Here is a 17,284-nt window from a genome sequence, read left to right as displayed (position 1 = left end):
GCTCACACTCCGTTTTACTCACAGGACGTAGACTATTATGACGAATTTTTCTGCGTAGCGATTTACTGTGTCACAACAATATGACAGTAAGAAGAATTATTTCTGTGAGATGTTTGATTAGTAAACACTTTTAATTAAAAAAAAGCCCCGCGATGCGCTCATGCGGGGCTGGTTGTTCATTCGTCGGCGGCATAGCCCTGCGGGGGAAGCTGTCGCTCATCCAGCCAGGCGTGGTTGCCTGCCATGCGCAGACGTCCATCGACGAACCAGCTGATGACCAGCGGATAAATGGCATGTTCCTGGGCCTGAACCCGCGCCGTGATTTCTTCCTCGCTGTCGCCAGCGAAGACCGGCACCTTGGCCTGCAGGATAACCGGCCCACCGTCCAGCTCATCGGTGACGAAGTGCACCGAGGTACCGTGCTCCTCGTCACCGTTCTCCAGCACCTGACGATGAGTATGCAGGCCAGGATACTTCGGCAGTAGCGAGGGATGGATGTTCAGCAGACGTCCCTGATAGTGGCTGACGAACGCCGGGCTAAGGATACGCATATAGCCTGCCAGCACCACCAGATCCGGGGCGTAGGCGTCGATTTCATGCATCAGCTGACGATCGAACGCTTCCCGGTCGGCAAACTGACTTTGCGCCAGCGCATGGGCCGGGATGCCGGCCAGGCGCGCGCGCTCAAGGCCGAACGCATCAGCCTTGTTACTGAATACCGCACGCAGGGTGCCGTTTATCTGTTTCCGGCCGCAGGCGTCGATGATCGCCTGCAAATTGCTGCCGCTACCGGAAATCAGCACCACGATGTTTTTCATGCAATGACCACACGCTGTTCGGAATCGGAGGCTTTGATATACCCGATTTTCCACGCGTTTTCACCTTTGTCATTCAGCAGGGCAATCGCTTTGTCCGCTTCCGCTGCCGGCAGGGCGATAATCATCCCTACGCCGCAGTTAAAGGTACGGTACATTTCATGCTGGCTGACGTTACCGGCGGTTTGCAGCCAGTTGAAGACGGATGGCCACTGCCACGAGGACTCATCGATGGTCGCCTGGGTGTTATCCGGCAGCACGCGCGGAATGTTTTCCCAGAAGCCGCCGCCGGTCAGGTGAGCAATAGCGTGGACGTCAACGCTGGCGATCAGATCAAGCACCGATTTCACATAGATGCGGGTTGGCGCCAGCAGATGGTCGGCCAGCGGTTTACCGTCAAGGTCGGTAGTTTGTGGGTCAACGCCGCTAACCTCAATGATCTTACGCACCAGCGAATAGCCGTTAGAGTGCGGGCCGCTGGACGCCAGCGCCACCAGCACGTCGCCATCGGTCACTTTGCTGCCGTCGATGATTTCTGATTTTTCCACTACCCCGACGCAGAAACCCGCCACGTCGTAATCTTCGCCGTGGTACATCCCGGGCATCTCTGCGGTTTCACCACCGACCAGCGCGCAACCGGACTGCAGGCAGCCTTCGGCGATGCCGTTGATGACGCTGGCTGCGGTATCGACGTCCAGTTTACCGGTGGCGTAATAGTCCAGGAAAAACAGCGGCTCAGCGCCCTGAACCACCAGGTCGTTCACGCACATGGCGACCAGGTCGATACCAATGGTGTCGTGACGCTTCAGATCCATTGCCAGACGCAGCTTGGTACCAACGCCATCGGTACCGGAGACCAGTACCGGCTCGCGGTATTTCTGCGGCAGTGCGCACAGCGCGCCGAATCCGCCCAGTCCCCCCATCACTTCCGGGCGACGGGTTTTCTTCACCACGCCCTTAATACGGTCGACGAGAGCGTTGCCTGCATCAATATCCACGCCGGCATCTTTATAGCTGAGAGAGGTTTTATCGGTCACTGCGAAGTCTCCACGCGTTTGCGGTAAGCAAGAAAAATCGGCGCAATTCTAACAGGGAAAGCAAACGTTTGCGAGCCTGCTTTACAGTTGGCGTAAAACCGCTGATGAATGGTTAAATTTGATACTGCTCACGAAAATGAAACCGGGTACAGTCTGGTGCTTGCCTCTACGTAAAGGAATCCCCATTATACGACTGAAACCGGTTTCCGTGTTGGTTTGCCACGCATTTTGTCGGTGATTGACGCGGGTCAGGAGAGGGATGAATGAAGATTGCGGCATTTGATATCGGTGGCACCGCGTTAAAGATGGGCGTGATGGCCCGCGACGGCAGGCTGCTGGAAACCGCCAGGCAGTCAATCAATGACAGCGATGGCGATCGGATCTTACAGGCAATGCTGTCGTGGCTGGCGGCCCATCCGTCGTGTGAAGGAATAGCCATCAGCGCGCCGGGCTATATCGATCCGCACAGCGGTTTTATCACCATGGGCGGCGCTATCCGTCGATTTGATAACTTCGCCATGAAATCGTGGCTCGAGACGCGAACCGGGCTGCCGGTCTCGGTGGAAAACGACGCCAACTGTGTGCTGCTGGCCGAGCGCTGGCAGGGCAAAGCGGCGGAGATGGCCAATTTTCTGGTGCTCACTATCGGTACTGGCATCGGTGGGGCGATTTTCTGCCAACACCAGCTGATCAACGGGGCGCGTTTTCGTGCCGGCGAATTCGGCTACATGCTTACCGACCGTCCCGGCGGACGCGATCCTCGTCGCTATTCGATGAATGAGAACTGCACTCTGCGGGTGCTGCGCCATCGCTATGCGCAATATATTGGCGCGCCGCTGGATAGCGTGACAGGCGAACTGATTTTCGACCGCTATGACGCCGGCGACCCGGTTTGTCAGCGTCTGGTCGCCGAGTTCTTCAATGGCCTGGGCCATGGCCTTTATAACCTCGTCCATATCTTCGATCCGCAGACCATTTTTATCGGCGGCGGCGTTGTGGAACGCCCAGGATTTCTGACGCTACTGCGCCAGCATCTGGCTTGGTTCGGCATTGCCGACTATCTCGATACCGTCAGTCACGGCAACGATGCCGGCCTGATTGGCGCGGTTTACCATTTTAATCAGCTGTATCGTTCGCCAGACGACGATCGACATTAGGGAGAGACTATGTCCGGATTTAAAGCAGGTTTTCTGTGGGGCGGCGCGGTCGCAGCGCATCAGTTAGAGGGCGGCTGGCAGGAGGGCGGCAAGGGGATCAGCGTGGCGGATGTGATGACCGCCGGCGCCCACGGCGTGCCGCGGGAAATTACCGACGGCGTGGTGGCCGGGAAAAACTACCCGAACCATGAGGCGATCGATTTTTATCATCGTTATCCACAAGACCTGGCGCTGTTTGCCGAGATGGGCTTCAAATGTTTTCGCACCTCGATTGCCTGGACGCGTATTTTCCCGCAGGGCGATGAGCTGGAGCCCAACGAGGCTGGCCTGAAGTTTTATGATGATCTGTTCGACGAATGCCTGAAACACGGCATTGAGCCAGTCATTACGCTGTCGCATTTTGAAATGCCTTATCATCTGGTCACCGAGTACGGCGGCTGGCGCAACCGCAAGCTAATCGACTTTTTCGTGCGCTTTGCCAGGGTCGTCTTCACCCGCTATCAACATAAAGTGAAGTACTGGATGACCTTTAACGAGATCAACAACCAGGCCAACTTCCATGAGGACTTTGCCCCCTTCACCAACTCCGGTTTGAAATATTTGCCGGATGAAGACCGGGAACCGGTGATGTACCAGGCCGCGCACTATGAGCTGGTGGCCAGCGCCCTGGCGGTGAAAGCGGCGCGCGAGATCAACCCGGCGCTGCAGATTGGCTGCATGATCGCTATGTGCCCCATCTATCCGCTGACCTGCGCCCCGGACGATATGATGATGGCGATGAACGCCATGCACCGCCGTTACTGGTTTACCGACGTCCACGTGCGCGGTCGCTATCCGCAGCATCTGCTCAACTATTTTGCCCGCCGCGGCTTTACTCTGGATATCACCGAAGCCGATCGTCAGGCGTTAACCGAGGGCTGTGTCGACTACATTGGCTTTAGCTACTATATGTCGTTCGCTACCAAAGCCACCGAAGACAACCCCTTGCTTGATTATGATGAAACCACCAGCCTGGTCTCCAACCCGTACGTCAAAAAGTCGGACTGGGGCTGGCAGATTGACCCGGTCGGCCTGCGCTATTCGCTGAACTGGTTCTGGGATCACTACCAGCTGCCACTGTTTATTGTCGAAAACGGCTTTGGCGCGATTGATGTCCGCGAAGCGGACGGCAGCGTCAATGACCAGTATCGCATCGATTATCTCTCCGCCCATATCGCGGAGATGAAAAAGGCGGTGGTCGAGGATGGCGTCGATCTGATGGGCTACACCCCCTGGGGCTGTATCGATCTGGTTTCTGCCGGCACGGGGGAAATGAAAAAACGCTACGGCTTTATTTATGTCGATAAAGATAATGAAGGCAATGGCACGTTGGCACGCAGCCGGAAAAAGTCCTTTGCCTGGTATCAGCAGGTAATTGCCAGCAACGGGGAGAACCTGTCGTAGTCGGGTGGCGCTAACGCTTAACCGACCTACAATACACGTAGGCCCGCGTAAGCGTATGGACTGCACCCCGCACCCAAGCCGGAGCCTCGCCTCCGGTTTTTTTGTCTCTAAATCACTTTGCTTGATATACGTCAAGCAAGATGGGTATGGCACAATCCGCAAAAAGCGGTATAATCCCGCGATTTTTTTTGTGGCTGCCCCTCAGAGGAGAAAGAGAATGAAGATTGTGGAAGTCAAACACCCACTCGTCAAACACAAGCTGGGCCTGATGCGCGAGCACGACATCAGCACCAAACGCTTCCGTGAACTCGCCTCAGAAGTGGGCAGCTTACTGACTTATGAAGCCACCGCCGATCTGGAGACTGAGAAAGTCACTATTGAAGGCTGGAACGGTCCGGTGGAAGTCGAGCAGATCAAGGGCAAGAAAATTACCGTTGTGCCTATCCTGCGCGCTGGCCTCGGCATGATGGAAGGGGTGCTGGAGCACGTGCCAAGCGCGCGTATCAGCGTGGTCGGTATCTATCGCAATGAAGAAACCCTCGAGCCGGTGCCTTACTTCCAGAAACTGGTGTCTAACATCGATGAACGTATGGCGCTGGTCGTTGACCCGATGCTGGCCACCGGTGGGTCGATGATCGCCACTATCGATCTGCTGAAAAACGCCGGCTGCACCAGCATCAAGGTGCTGGTGCTGGTGGCGGCGCCGGAAGGGATTGCCGCGCTGGAGAAAGCCCACCCGGACGTTGAGCTGTACACCGCCTCTGTCGATAAGGGACTGAACGAGCACGGGTATATCATTCCCGGTCTCGGCGATGCCGGCGACAAGATTTTTGGAACGAAATAAAATATACCGCGAAAAAAGCCGACTTTGAGAGTCGGCTTTTTTTTGAATAAAAGTAATCCACAGCAAATAACAGACGACTCTCAGAGGAATACACTATGACGCGCCGTGCCATCGGGGTGAGTGAAAGACCGCCGCTTTTACAGACAATCCCGCTTAGTTTGCAACATCTGTTCGCCATGTTTGGCGCAACGGTACTGGTGCCTATTCTGTTCCACATTAACCCGGCCACCGTCCTGCTGTTCAACGGCATCGGTACGCTGTTGTACCTCTTTATCTGTAAAGGCAAAATACCCGCTTATCTGGGATCAAGCTTCGCTTTTATCTCCCCGGTGCTGCTGCTGTTGCCGCTGGGCTACGAAGTGGCGCTGGGCGGCTTTATTATGTGCGGCATGCTGTTCTGCCTCGTCTCCTTTATTGTCAAAAAAGCCGGTACCGGCTGGCTGGATGTGATGTTCCCGCCGGCGGCGATGGGCGCCATCGTGGCGGTTATCGGCCTCGAACTGGCGGGCGTGGCGGCTAATATGGCCGGGCTGCTGCCGGCCGACGGCCAGTCACCGGACAGTAAAACCATTATTATCTCGATGGTGACCCTGGCGGTGACGGTGTTCGGATCCGTGCTGTTCCGCGGCTTCCTGGCGATTATCCCGATCCTGATCGGCGTGCTGGTGGGCTATGCGCTGTCGTTTGTGATGGGCGTGGTCGATACCACCCCGATCGCCGAGGCGCACTGGTTCGCGCTGCCGACTTTCTACACTCCGCGCTTTGAGTGGTTTGCTATCTTCACCATACTGCCCGCCGCGCTGGTGGTGATTGCCGAGCACGTGGGGCATCTGGTGGTGACCGCTAATATCGTTAAGCGCGATCTGATCCGCGACCCGGGCCTGCATCGTTCGATGTTTGCCAACGGCCTGTCGACGATCGTTTCCGGCTTCTTCGGTTCGACGCCCAACACTACCTACGGTGAAAATATCGGCGTGATGGCGATTACCCGGGTCTACAGCACCTGGGTAATCGGCGGCGCGGCGATCATTGCGATTCTGCTCTCCTGCGTCGGCAAACTGGCGGCGGCTATCCAGATCATCCCGGTGCCGGTGATGGGCGGCGTTTCCCTGCTGCTGTACGGGGTGATCGGCGCCTCGGGGATCCGCGTACTGATTGAATCGAAGGTGGATTACAGTAAAGCGCAGAATCTGATCCTCACCTCCGTGATCCTGATCATCGGCGTTAGCGGCGCTAAAGTGCACATTGGCGCCGCCGAGCTGAAAGGGATGGCGCTGGCGACTATCGTGGGCATCGCCCTCAGCCTGATTTTCAAGCTTATCAGCGTCCTGCGTCCGGAAGAGGTGGTCCTCGACGCGGCGGATAGCGAAGAGTTTAAATAACGATCGCCTGACCGGGCGGCGATCCCGCCCGGTTCTCTCCTGACCTAAATCTGTGGTAAACTCTTCGCGTTTTTCTGTAAGCCTATGTTGAGGTCCATCTGAACGCACCGGCACAGCTCTCTTTGCCACTGTATCTTCCTGACGACGAAACCTTCGCGAGTTTCTGGCCGGGTGATAATCCTTCCCTACTTGCCGCCCTCCAGAACGTACTGCGCCAGGAACACAGCGGGTACATTTATATCTGGTCACGTGAAGGGGCAGGTCGTAGCCACCTGTTACACGCCGCCTGCGCGGAGCTTTCCCAGCGCGGGGATGCGGTAGGCTACGTGCCGCTGGATAAACGGACGTGGTTTGTGCCCGAGGTGCTGGAGGGGATGGAACAGCTGGCGCTGGTGTGCATCGATAACATCGAGTGCGTCGCCGGCGATGAGCCCTGGGAGATGGCCATCTTTAATCTCTATAACCGGATCCTGGAATCAGGCAAAACCCGGCTGCTGATCACCGGCGATCGGCCGCCGCGGCAGCTGAATCTTGGCCTGCCGGATCTGGCCTCACGGCTGGACTGGGGGCAGATCTATAAGCTGCAGCCGCTGTCGGATGAAGACAAACTGCAGGCGCTGCAGCTGCGCGCCAGACTGCGCGGCTTCGAGATGCCTGAAGATGTGTGCCGCTTCCTGCTGAAGCGGCTGGATCGCGAGATGCGTTCGCTGTTTATGACCCTCGATCAGCTGGATCATGCCTCGATTACCGCTCAGCGCAAGCTGACGATCCCCTTCGTGAAAGAGATCCTTAAGCTTTAGTCCGCCAGGGGAGTCAGCTCCTGCTCCGTCAGCCCGGTCAACCGGGCGACCAGGTCGCGCGGAAGGCCGCTGTGCAGCATAGCGACAGCGATGCGCTGCGCCTCTTCTTTCCGTCCTTCCTGACGGCCTTCCTGTCGCCCCTGCGCCAGGCCCCGCTCCAGCCCCTGTTGTTCCAGATATTCCGCAATCGTCATCAACGTCTCCTTATGCTGCGGCGTACGTAACGCCAGCTCGCGAATGAATTTAATCGGCTCGCGCGTGTTGCCTGCCTGCACCAGATAGTGCATCAGGGCTTGTACCTGCGATTCCGTCGCCAGTCCAGTCAATAATAATTCGCTCAGCTTGTCGAGGAGCTGCGCCAGATCGCGTTGTCGAATATGTTTTTGCAGTAACTCCAGCGTTGCCATGCGCTGGTGGGTGGCAATCTCGTCATCCGGAATGACGGTTATGTCCGCCAGCGGAAACGCCCCGTGATAAAGGTGACTGGCCAGCTCCGGAGCGACGAATTCATCGAGCCAGCGCAGAGAGAACGGATAGGGGCTCACCAGACCGTGGTAGAAGAGAACAGGGATCACCAGCGGCAGGCGATCGTGGCCGGCATCGAGATGGCGCTGCATGGCGGCGATGGCGTAGCGCATCAGACGAAAGGCCATATGCCGGTCGGGCGTGCTCTGGTGTTCGATAAGCGCATAAATATAACCGTCGCCCGCCGTGGTTTTCAGGGAATACAAAATGTCGGCGTAAAAGGGACGCAGATCGTCTTCGACAAAATGCCCGGACTCGAGATGCAGCGTACGCAGATCGCACACTTTAAGCAGCGTCTCGGGCAGATACAGTTGCAGGAAATCACGGGCGGTATCGGGATGGGAGAGGTAGGTCTTAAACACGGCGTCATGGGGCGTGGAGGTCGGCTTTTTCATGTTCATCCGTCCAGTGGATTGAGCGATGGATGAACAGTAGCACCGTCCGGCGGGCGGGAGATATTGGCGTGAAAGATCTGGAATCGCCCACGTAAAAAAAGCGCCGCGCAAGCGCGGCGCGGGTGAGTTAGCTTACGATCTCAAGAACCTGTTCCGGCGGGCGGCCAATACGCGCCTGGCCGCGGCTGACGACGATAGGGCGCTCGATGAGTTTCGGATTGTCGACCATCGCCTGTATCAGCGCTGCGTTGCTGAGAGCCGGGTCGGCCAGATTGAGCGATTTATACAGATCCTCTTTCTGGCGCATGAGCTCGCGGGGGCTCTCCATACCCAGCAGCTGCAGCAGCTGGCGCAGCGTCCCGGCATCCGGTGGCGTCTCAAGATAAAGCACCACCTCAGGATCGATGCCGCGGCTCTGCAGCAGGCTCAGCGTTTCGCGGCTCTTGGAGCAGCGTGGGTTATGGTAAATTTTTACCGCGTCGGTCATAGGGTCTCCTTACATTTTTTGATAGGGACGGAAGCGAGCCTGCAGATCGCGTAGCTGATCGATACGGGCATCGTAACGTGCCTGCTGCAGGCTACCGAGTTTCACCTGCGAGCTGGCGCTGCTGAGCAGGGAAATCGCCTGCTCCAGCTGGCCGACCAGCGCCATGCTTTCAGCCCGCGCCGCCAGCTCCTGATCGCGATTGCCCAGCGCGCCTTCCGCCTGGGCCAGCAGGTCCCAGCCGTTGCCATCCTCTTTATAGGTAAAGGTATACCGGTTCAGAATGGTCGCCGCTTCCCCGGGCTGCCCGCCCTGCAGCAGGGCGTTGGCCAGGTTCAGCTGCAGCACCGGATTAGTACGCAGCTCGCGGGCGTTTTTAAGGCGATTGATGGCGTCGCTGGTTTTCTTCTGTCCGAGGTCGATATCAGTGGCCAGATCGAGATACCAGGCATTTTGTGGGTCGGCGTTGAGCAGCGGCTGCAGCGTTTTGCGTGCCTGGTCAAAGTTGTTGCTTTCCATCGCCAGCAGAGCGCGACCATACTGGGCGGCATGCTGTTGGCGGATATTGCCTTTATCCCAGGCGTTCAGCAGATCGGTGCCCAGCTTGTTGTCGCCGTTGGTGTACATCCCGAGGGTACGCGCCTTCGCCAGATAGAAGTCCGCCGAGGACTGTACCACCACCGGGCGCATCTGGTTGGCGCGGTTACGGGCATCGGCCAGTCGGCTTTCCGGCAGGGGGTGGGTGAGCAGCATTTCCGGCGGTCGCGTCGAGTAGCGCGACTCGTCAAGCAGTTTACCCATAAACATCGGCATGGCCTGCGGGTCGAAACCCGAGCGCTGCAGAACCTGAATGCCAATCCGGTCGGCCTCTTCTTCGTTCTGGCGGGTGAAGCTGATCATACCCTGCTGGGTGCCGGCCAGCGTCCCGGTCAGGGCCGCCATTCCGGCCTGCGGGCTGGCCATCGCCAGCAGAATCGAACCCAGGGCACCGACCCAGGTCAGCGGCGCATTGCGCTTCTGATCTTCCATCGCGCGGGCGAGATGCCGCTGCGTCACGTGGGAGATTTCGTGCGCCATGACAGAGGCCAGTTCGCTTTCGTTATCAGAGTAGCGGAACAGGGCGGAGTGGAGGACCACATTGCCGCCGAAGAAGGCGAAGGCGTTGATCTGGTCGTTATTAATCAAATAGAAGTGGAACGGGGTACGCACCGAGTTGGCGTGAGCCACCAGACGCATACCCAGCCCGTTGATATATTGCACCAGCAGAGGGTCGTTGATCAGCGGCGCGCTACCGCGCAGTTGGCGGACGTAGTAATCCCCCATCTGCATTTCCTGACCGATTGACAGCGTGCTTCCTGCGGAGGTTCCCATGTCCGGCAGGGTATCTGCGGAGTCAGCAAAAGCAGGACCTATCGAACCCAGCGTCAGCGACGCGATCGCGGTCGCCACCAGCGTTTTCTTCAACTGCCTGAACATAACCTCTGTCCTGTAATGTGGGTGTGCCAGTTTGACCGATTGTGCGGCGTAATGTTCCCTGGCCGCATCCCAGCGAGTTTAGCTGGCGTTGGCCGCCTTGAAAATATGTTCTTCATGGCGGAGAACGGTTTGACTGCGGCGCATCAAAAAGCGAAGTCTTTTTTGTGACATTTCGATACAATTCCCCGGATTGTCGCCGCTTGGCCCTTCAGGGAAGGTTTTATGCTTGAGATGTTAATGCAGTGGTACCGCCGTCGATTCAGCGACCCTGAGGCGATAGCGCTGCTGGTTATTTTGCTTGCCGGTTTCGGCATTATGTTCTTTTTCAGCGGCCTGCTGGCCCCGTTGCTGGTGGCTATCGTGCTGGCCTATCTGCTGGAGTGGCCGACCGTTCGTCTGGAGCGCATCGGTCTGTCGCGCACCTGGGCCACCTCGCTGGTGCTGATCCTCTTTGTGGGCATCCTGCTGTTGCTGGCCTTTGTGGTGCTGCCGGTAGCCTGGCAGCAAGGGATCTACCTCATCCGCGATATGCCGGGCATGCTAAATAAGCTCTCTGATTTCGCCGCCACGCTGCCGCGGCGCTATCCGGCGTTAATGGATGCCGGCATTATCGATGCGATGGCGGAAAATATGCGCACCCGGATGCTGACGGTGGGCGACTCGGTGGTTAAGTACTCTCTGGCCTCGCTGGTGGGGCTACTCACCCTGGCGGTCTATCTGGTGCTGGTGCCGCTGATGGTCTTCTTCCTGCTGAAGGATAAAGAGCAGATGCTCAACGCGGTGCGCCGCGTTCTGCCGCGCAATCGCGGGCTTGCCGGGCAGGTGTGGAAAGAGATGAACCAGCAGATCACCAACTACATTCGCGGCAAGGTGCTGGAGATGATTGTCGTCAGCGTCGCCACCTGGATAGGCTTTATTCTCTTTGGCCTCAACTACTCGTTGCTGCTGGCGGTGCTGGTCGGCTTCTCGGTGCTGATCCCCTATATCGGCGCGTTTGTGGTGACCATTCCGGTGGTGGGGGTGGCGCTGTTTCAGTTTGGCGCTGGCACCGAGTTCTGGAGCCTGTTTGCGGTCTATCTGATTATTCAGGGGCTGGACGGTAACCTGCTGGTTCCGGTGCTGTTCTCGGAAGCGGTCAATTTACACCCGCTGGTGATTATCCTGTCGGTGGTGATCTTTGGCGGACTGTGGGGATTCTGGGGCGTCTTCTTCGCCATTCCGCTGGCCACGCTGATTAAAGCTGTGGTGCATGCCTGGCCGGATGGTTTGGCGGTCGACGACTAAGGCAATGAGAATAAAAAAAGACGCCGGGCGAGGGCTTCCTCTCCCGGCGTCTTGCTTTGCATCAGGCGTTTTCTTTCAGCCAGTTCAGCACCACGTCGTGGTGATTGCTGGTTTTGAAATCATCAAAGACGTGTTCGATTTTGCCATCAGCATCGATGAGGAAACTAATCCGGTGGATCCCGTCGTAGGTTTTCCCCATAAAGGATTTTTCACCCCAGACGCCAAACTGCTCGCAAACCTGATGGTTTTCATCAGACAGCAGCGTAAAGTTCAGCAGCTCTTTTTCGGCGAAACGGGAGAGTTTTTCCGGTTTATCGGTGCTGATGCCCAGCACTTCAACGCCGGCTTTTTTCAGGTCGTCCATATTATCGCGCAAGCCGCACGCCTGTACGGTGCAGCCCGGGGTCATGGCTTTCGGGTAAAAATAAACCAGGACACGTTGTCCCTGGAAGTCGGTTAAATTTACTTCCTCGCCGTCCTGGTCCGGTAAGCTAAATTTCGGTGCGATATCACCGGCTTTCAGTGGGGTCATGGGTTAAACTCCATCCTGTTCATCATGCTGTGAATAATTAACGATGTTAATACTGCCTTGTGCGTTCAGTTCTGTACATAGGGCTTTGAACGCTTGTTCGATATTTGCTGCATTTTGCGTCGCAGGACTGTGGGCAGTTATCTGGATAAAAAGCTGCGCGGAATCGCCGTCTCCCGGCTGCGTGCGGGACACCAGCTCCGCAATATTCATATTCCATGTATCGCACAGGGCAGTAAAGCGCTCGATGATATGCGGTGAGTCCGGCACCTCAACCTGGACCCAAACGGTGTTTGGCATGGCCTGCGGTGGGCGCGCAGTGGTGCGTTTCATCACGATCAACAGCTCCAGCTCCGCGCCTTTCAGCGGCAGCGTTGATTCGATCAGGTTAATCGCATTCCACGACCCGGAAAGCAGCATGATAAACGTAAACTCATCACCGAGCATGGCCAGCCGGCTGTCTTCGATATTACAACCGCAGCTGCTGACGTGGCGAGTGATCGTATTCACGATGCCGGGACGGTCAGCCCCCAGGGCGGTAATAACCAGATAGTGTTGTAATGAGGCTGTCAAACCTGTTCTTCCTTTAAAAAGGTGAGGTAACATTAGGAAAGCATAAAAAAAACCGCCATACAACATCCCTGATGGCGTCGGGTCTCTTGCTTTTATTACAGCTCCAAACGTAACATTGAGAATCTTGTCGCACTTCTGCTCTGAGGATGGCCCATGTTCACGGGAAGTATTGTAGCGCTTGTCACGCCGATGGATGAAAACGGTAATGTCTGCCGGACAAGCCTGAAAAAACTGATTGATTACCATGTCGCCAACGGAACCTCGGCGATCGTTTCGGTAGGGACTACCGGTGAATCCGCAACGCTGAGCCATGAAGAGCATGGCGACGTGGTGATGATGACGCTGGAGCTGGCTGACGGGCGTATTCCGGTTATCGCTGGAACGGGAGCCAATGCAACCGCAGAGGCGATTAGCCTGACCAAACGTTTTAACGATAGCGGTGTTGTTGGCTGCCTGACGGTCACTCCTTATTATAACCGTCCGACCCAGGAAGGCCTGTTCCAGCACTTTAAAGCTATCGCCGAACATACTGACCTGCCGCAAATTCTGTATAATGTGCCGTCCCGTACCGGTTGCGATATGCTGCCGGAAACCGTTGGCCGTCTGGCGGAAATTAAAAATATTGTCGGTATTAAGGAAGCAACAGGGAACTTAAGTCGCGTTCACCAGATCAAAGAGCTGGTTTCAGACGACTTTATTCTGCTGAGCGGTGACGATGCGACCGGTATGGACTTCATGCAGCTCGGCGGCGTAGGCGTGATTTCTGTTACGGCCAACGTGGCGGCGCGCGAAATGGCCGACATGTGCCGTCTGGCGCTGGCGGGTCAATTTGCCGAAGCTCGTGCGATTAACCAGCGTCTGATGCCACTGCATACAAAATTATTTGTCGAACCCAATCCTATCCCGGTGAAATGGGGATGCAAGGCGTTGGGTCTTGTGGCGACCGATACGCTGCGCTTGCCGATGACGCCTATCACCGATCATGGTCGTGAAGCCGTCACTGCCGCGCTGAAGCATGCCGGTTTGCTGTAAAGTTTAGGGAGATTTGATGGCTTACTCAGTACAGAAGTCGCGCCTGGCGAAGGTTGCGGGTGTTTCGCTGGTTCTACTCCTCGCGGCCTGTAGTTCTGACTCGCGCTATAAGCGTCAGGTGAGCGGTGATGAGGCCTATTTACAGGCATCACCGTTGAGCGAACTTCACGCGCCGGCGGGGATGATCCTGCCGATTCAGGTGGGTGATTACAATATTCCGGTGGCTAACAGCACCGGCGCGGTCGGTAAAGCGCTGGACATTCGTCCGCCGGCGCAGCCGCTGGCGCTGGTGAGCGGTGCGCGGACCCAGTTTAACGGCGATACCGCGACGCTGATGGTCGAGAACGGCCGCAGCGGTTCGCTGTGGGCACAGGTCACCAGTATTCTTCAGTCGAAGAACTACGTTATCGCCAAGCGCGATGATGCGAGCCAGACGCTGAACACCGACTGGGTTGAGTGGAACCGTCTTGATGAAGATCAGCAGTATCGCGGTCGTTATCAAATCTCCGTCAAACCGCAGGGTTATCAGCAAGCGGTGGTCGTTAAGCTGGTGAATCTGGAGCAGGCGGGTAAACCGGTTGCCGATCCGGCATCTCTGCAGCGCTACAGCACCGCTATGCTGAACGTCATTTCGGAAGGCCTTGACATGAATGCCACCAGCGCCCAGAACGCCGCCCAGCGCAGCGCGGGGGCCACCTTCGACGTGCAGAGCGCCGCCGACGATACCGGCTTGCCGATGCTCGTAGTTCGCGCGCCGTTTAACCTGGTGTGGCAGCGTCTGCCTGGCGCCCTCGAGAAAGTGGGGATGAAAGTGACCGACAGCACGCGCTCTCAGGGCAGCATGGCGCTGACCTATAAGCCGCTGTCTGACAGCAGCTGGCAGGAGCTGGGCGCACGTGACCCGCAGCTGGTCTCCGGCGACTACAAACTGCAGGTCGGCGACCTCGATAACCGCAGTAGCCTGCAGTTTATCGACCCGAAAGGCCACACCCTGACGCAGTCGCAAAATGACGCCCTGGTAGCCGTATTCCAGGCCGCATTTAACAAGTAATCAAAAGGGCTGGAGCAATCCGGCCCTTTTTCATGTATAGTGACGCAAACGTGTGCGTGGCCATATAATCCTGTAAATCGCCGCGTTAAGGCTGCTCCAGTCGCCTGACTGCAGTTCGCCCCGCAAGCGTACAGCATCCGCTCCAACGCCCGTTGCAGGATGTTATGTAAGACCGACACGTCATTTTTTGGCTCAATATCACTGGAGTAGTGAAAGATGAAAAAGCAAGCTGAGTTGTATCGTGGTAAGGCGAAGACAGTATACAGCACCGATAATCCGGACCTGCTGGTACTGGAATTCCGTAACGATACGTCAGCAGGTGATGGCGCGCGCATCGAGCAGTTCGATCGTAAAGGCATGGTGAACAACAAATTCAACCATTTCATTATGAGTAAACTGGCAGAAGCGGGCATCCCTACCCAGATGGAAGCGCTGCTCTCCGATACCGAATGTCTGGTGAAAAAACTGGATATGGTGCCGGTAGAGTGCGTGGTGCGTAACCGTGCGGCAGGCTCGCTGGTAAAACGTTTAGGCATTGAAGAAGGTATCGAGCTGAATCCGCCGCTGTTCGACCTGTTCCTGAAAAACGATGCTATGCACGATCCGATGGTCAACGACTCCTACTGCGAAACCTTCGGCTGGGTGAGTAAAGAGAATCTGGCGCGGATGCGCGAGCTGACCTACAAAGCCAACGACGTGCTGAAAAAACTGTTCGATGACGCCGGTCTGATTCTGGTGGACTTTAAGCTGGAGTTTGGTCTGTTCAAAGGCGAAGTGGTGCTGGGCGACGAGTTTTCGCCGGACGGCAGCCGCCTGTGGGATAAAAACACCCTCGATAAAATGGACAAAGACCGCTTCCGCCAGAGCCTTGGCGGCCTGATCGAAGCCTACGAAGAAGTGGCTCACCGCCTGGGCGTTAAGCTCGACTAACCCGCCCGCCGCCAGAAGATGGCCTCATCTTCTGGCGTCTCTTGCTGTTTCCTGTGGTAATCCTGCGCTGAACCGCCTACGATCTCTGCTATTGATACATAACAGGGAATGAGGTGCTTATGCGCTGGCAAGGGCGTCGCGAAAGCGACAATGTTGAAGATCGACGTGGACAATCAGGCTCGCCGTTTGGCGGCGGCGGGGGCGGCGGCTTCCGTCTGCCGAGCGGGAAGGGCGGCATTGTACTGCTGATTATTGTGCTGGTGGCGGGCTACTACGGTGTGGATTTGACCGGCATGTTGACCGGCGAACCGATGCCGCAGCAGCAGACCTCCACGCAGCGCTCCATCAGCCCGAAAGACGATGAAGCGGCGAAGTTTACTTCCGTCATTCTGGCTACCACCGAAGATACCTGGGGGCCGATCTTTGAAAAGATGGGCCGCCAGTACCCGCAGCCAAAGCTGGTGCTCTACCGCGGCGCGACCCGTACCGGCTGCGGCACCGGTCAGTCGGTGATGGGCCCCTTCTATTGTCCTGCCGACAGTACGGTCTATATTGACCTGTCATTCTACGATGAGATGAAAAATAAACTGGGCGCCGACGGCGACTTTGCCCAAGGGTACGTCATTGCTCATGAAGTGGGTCATCACGTACAAAAACTGCTGGGCATTGAGCCGAAGGTCCGCCAGCAACAGCAGCATGCCACGCAGGCCGAAGCCAACCGCCTGTCGGTTAAGATGGAGCTGCAGGCAGACTGCTTCGCCGGCGTCTGGGGTCATAATATGCAGCAGCAGGATATTCTGGAAACTGGCGATCTGCAGGAGGCGCTGAACGCCGCCGAGGCCATCGGCGACGATCGTCTACAGCAGCAGAGCCAGGGACGCGTGGTGCCGGACAGTTTTACCCACGGCACCTCGAAACAGCGCTACACCTGGTTCAAACGCGGTTTCGATAGCGGCGATCCGGCGCAGTGCAATACCTTCGGCAGCGCGCTGTAATCGTCCCCCATGATGGACGCGCTGCTTGACCTCACCGCGCAAATGGCGCGGGAGGGGATCCGTCGCCTGCTGGTGCTCAGCGGCGATGAGAGCTGGACGCTGCAGCAGGCGCAGGCGCTACGGGAGAGGCTCGGCGGCGATGGCCTGTGGGTTGGCCCCGAGCCGGGTTCTGCGCCCTGCGTGGCGCCCGGCGCGCTGAAAACGCTGCTGGGGCGGGAAGTGATGCACGCCTTTTTCGATGCCCGGCGCGGGTTTGATGTGGCCGCCATGGCGGCCCTGAGCGGCACGCTGCGGGCGGGAAGCTGGCTGGTGCTGCTGACGCCCCCCTTCGCCGACTGGCCGACCCGGGCGGATGAGGACTCTCTGCGCTGGAGCGATACGCCTGACCCTATCGTTACCCCTAACTTTGTTCACCGCTGCTGTCGGCAGTTTATCGCCGATCCGGAGGTGTTGCTCTGGCGGCAGTCGGACCGGCCACGTTTCCCGCTGGCCGCCCCGCGTCCAGACTGGCATCGCGCCGATGGCCGCCCGC

General features: G+C 57.3%; 19 protein-coding genes. 12 read left to right on the top strand and 7 right to left on the bottom strand.

The genetic code is table 11. The features are described 5' to 3' along the window. Positions 1-176: 176 nt before the first annotated feature. Positions 177-818 (bottom strand): phosphoribosylglycinamide formyltransferase, encoded by a 642-nt coding sequence (gene purN / locus BHE81_RS12235; RefSeq protein WP_004145656.1) that lies wholly within the window; start codon positions 816-818, stop codon positions 177-179. Next, the gene (gene purM, locus BHE81_RS12230; protein WP_110246597.1) at positions 815-1,852 is read right to left on the bottom strand and encodes a phosphoribosylformylglycinamidine cyclo-ligase; all 1,038 of its coding nucleotides are present in this window, start codon (positions 1,850-1,852) and stop codon (positions 815-817) included. The genes purN and purM overlap by 4 nt, the downstream gene beginning before the upstream one ends. A 263-nt stretch (positions 1,853-2,115) precedes the next feature. On the opposite strand from purM, the gene bglK reads away from it, so the two are divergent. The 5 genes from bglK (at position 2,116) to BHE81_RS12205 (ending at position 7,478) form a co-directional block, all read left to right on the top strand. Then, complete coding sequence (gene bglK / locus BHE81_RS12225; RefSeq protein WP_021440552.1) at positions 2,116-3,009, top strand: beta-glucoside kinase BglK; 894 nt, start codon at positions 2,116-2,118, stop codon at positions 3,007-3,009. A gap of 9 nt (positions 3,010-3,018) precedes the next feature. Beyond that, positions 3,019-4,452 (top strand): 6-phospho-beta-glucosidase, encoded by a 1,434-nt coding sequence (locus tag BHE81_RS12220; RefSeq protein WP_021440551.1) that lies wholly within the window; start codon positions 3,019-3,021, stop codon positions 4,450-4,452. Between the two features lie 217 nt (positions 4,453-4,669). Beyond that, a complete protein-coding gene (gene upp / locus BHE81_RS12215) occupies positions 4,670-5,296 on the top strand; it encodes a uracil phosphoribosyltransferase (protein WP_002913827.1) in 627 nt (208 codons plus the stop codon). 95 nt (positions 5,297-5,391) lie between these two features. Next, positions 5,392-6,678 (top strand): uracil permease, encoded by a 1,287-nt coding sequence (uraA, locus tag BHE81_RS12210; RefSeq protein ID WP_023301619.1) that lies wholly within the window; start codon positions 5,392-5,394, stop codon positions 6,676-6,678. A 98-nt stretch (positions 6,679-6,776) separates the two neighbouring features. Then, positions 6,777-7,478 carry a DnaA inactivator Hda gene (locus BHE81_RS12205; protein WP_020947395.1) on the top strand — a complete coding sequence of 234 codons (702 nt, stop codon included), beginning with the start codon at positions 6,777-6,779 and terminating at the stop codon, positions 7,476-7,478. Here BHE81_RS12205 and BHE81_RS12200 read toward each other — a convergent pair. From BHE81_RS12200 to bepA, 3 genes are all read right to left on the bottom strand, one after another. Continuing rightward, positions 7,475-8,398 (bottom strand): Rpn family recombination-promoting nuclease/putative transposase, encoded by a 924-nt coding sequence (locus tag BHE81_RS12200; RefSeq protein ID WP_023301620.1) that lies wholly within the window; start codon positions 8,396-8,398, stop codon positions 7,475-7,477. The two genes, BHE81_RS12205 and BHE81_RS12200, sit on opposite strands and share 4 nt — an antisense overlap. A 127-nt stretch (positions 8,399-8,525) precedes the next feature. Continuing rightward, complete coding sequence (gene arsC, locus BHE81_RS12195; protein WP_002913810.1) at positions 8,526-8,885, bottom strand: arsenate reductase (glutaredoxin); 360 nt, start codon at positions 8,883-8,885, stop codon at positions 8,526-8,528. Positions 8,886-8,894: 9 nt separating this feature from the next. Then, positions 8,895-10,358: a beta-barrel assembly-enhancing protease gene (bepA, locus tag BHE81_RS12190; RefSeq protein WP_002913807.1), complete on the bottom strand. Its 1,464-nt coding sequence runs from the start codon at positions 10,356-10,358 to the stop codon at positions 8,895-8,897. Positions 10,359-10,409: 51 nt separating this feature from the next. On the opposite strand from bepA, the gene BHE81_RS28225 reads away from it, so the two are divergent. Further along, positions 10,410-10,526, top strand: a complete 117-nt coding sequence (locus tag BHE81_RS28225; protein ID WP_004221267.1) for a hypothetical protein — start codon at positions 10,410-10,412, stop codon at positions 10,524-10,526. A gap of 54 nt (positions 10,527-10,580) precedes the next feature. Next, positions 10,581-11,642, top strand: coding sequence for an AI-2E family transporter (locus BHE81_RS12185; RefSeq protein ID WP_002913806.1), 1,062 nt, complete (start codon positions 10,581-10,583; stop codon positions 11,640-11,642). Between the two features lie 61 nt (positions 11,643-11,703). Here the strand turns inward: BHE81_RS12185 and bcp are convergent, their stop codons facing one another. Both bcp and BHE81_RS12175 read right to left on the bottom strand, forming a co-directional pair. After that, on the bottom strand, positions 11,704-12,174 hold the full coding sequence (bcp, locus tag BHE81_RS12180) for a thioredoxin-dependent thiol peroxidase (RefSeq protein ID WP_002913805.1): 471 nt from the start codon (positions 12,172-12,174) through the stop codon (positions 11,704-11,706). Positions 12,175-12,177: 3 nt separating this feature from the next. After that, entirely contained in the window at positions 12,178-12,744 is a 567-nt protein-coding gene (locus BHE81_RS12175) for a glycine cleavage system transcriptional repressor (RefSeq protein ID WP_002913804.1), read from the bottom strand. A gap of 153 nt (positions 12,745-12,897) precedes the next feature. Here BHE81_RS12175 and dapA point away from each other — a divergent pair, with 153 nt between their 5' ends. From dapA to BHE81_RS28725, 5 genes are all read left to right on the top strand, one after another. Then, complete coding sequence (gene dapA / locus BHE81_RS12170) at positions 12,898-13,776, top strand: 4-hydroxy-tetrahydrodipicolinate synthase (RefSeq protein ID WP_002913803.1); 879 nt, start codon at positions 12,898-12,900, stop codon at positions 13,774-13,776. A 16-nt stretch (positions 13,777-13,792) separates the two neighbouring features. After that, positions 13,793-14,827, top strand: a complete 1,035-nt coding sequence (gene bamC, locus BHE81_RS12165; RefSeq protein WP_002913802.1) for an outer membrane protein assembly factor BamC — start codon at positions 13,793-13,795, stop codon at positions 14,825-14,827. A 216-nt stretch (positions 14,828-15,043) separates the two neighbouring features. Continuing rightward, complete coding sequence (gene purC, locus BHE81_RS12160; RefSeq protein ID WP_002913801.1) at positions 15,044-15,757, top strand: phosphoribosylaminoimidazolesuccinocarboxamide synthase; 714 nt, start codon at positions 15,044-15,046, stop codon at positions 15,755-15,757. Positions 15,758-15,876: 119 nt separating this feature from the next. Then, positions 15,877-16,752 carry a neutral zinc metallopeptidase gene (locus BHE81_RS12155; RefSeq protein ID WP_002913800.1) on the top strand — a complete coding sequence of 292 codons (876 nt, stop codon included), beginning with the start codon at positions 15,877-15,879 and terminating at the stop codon, positions 16,750-16,752. A gap of 9 nt (positions 16,753-16,761) precedes the next feature. Next, a partial coding sequence (locus BHE81_RS28725) for a tRNA(Met) cytidine acetyltransferase TmcA domain-containing protein (RefSeq protein WP_228268711.1) occupies positions 16,762-17,284 on the top strand: 523 nt, incomplete at its 3' end.

It is taken from the genome of Klebsiella sp. AqSCr, from assembly GCF_008452795.1.
Lineage (GTDB): Bacteria > Pseudomonadota > Gammaproteobacteria > Enterobacterales > Enterobacteriaceae > Klebsiella > Klebsiella pneumoniae.
The sequence above is the reverse complement of the archived record's forward strand: the minus strand, read 5'-3'. Positions and strand labels throughout refer to the sequence as shown.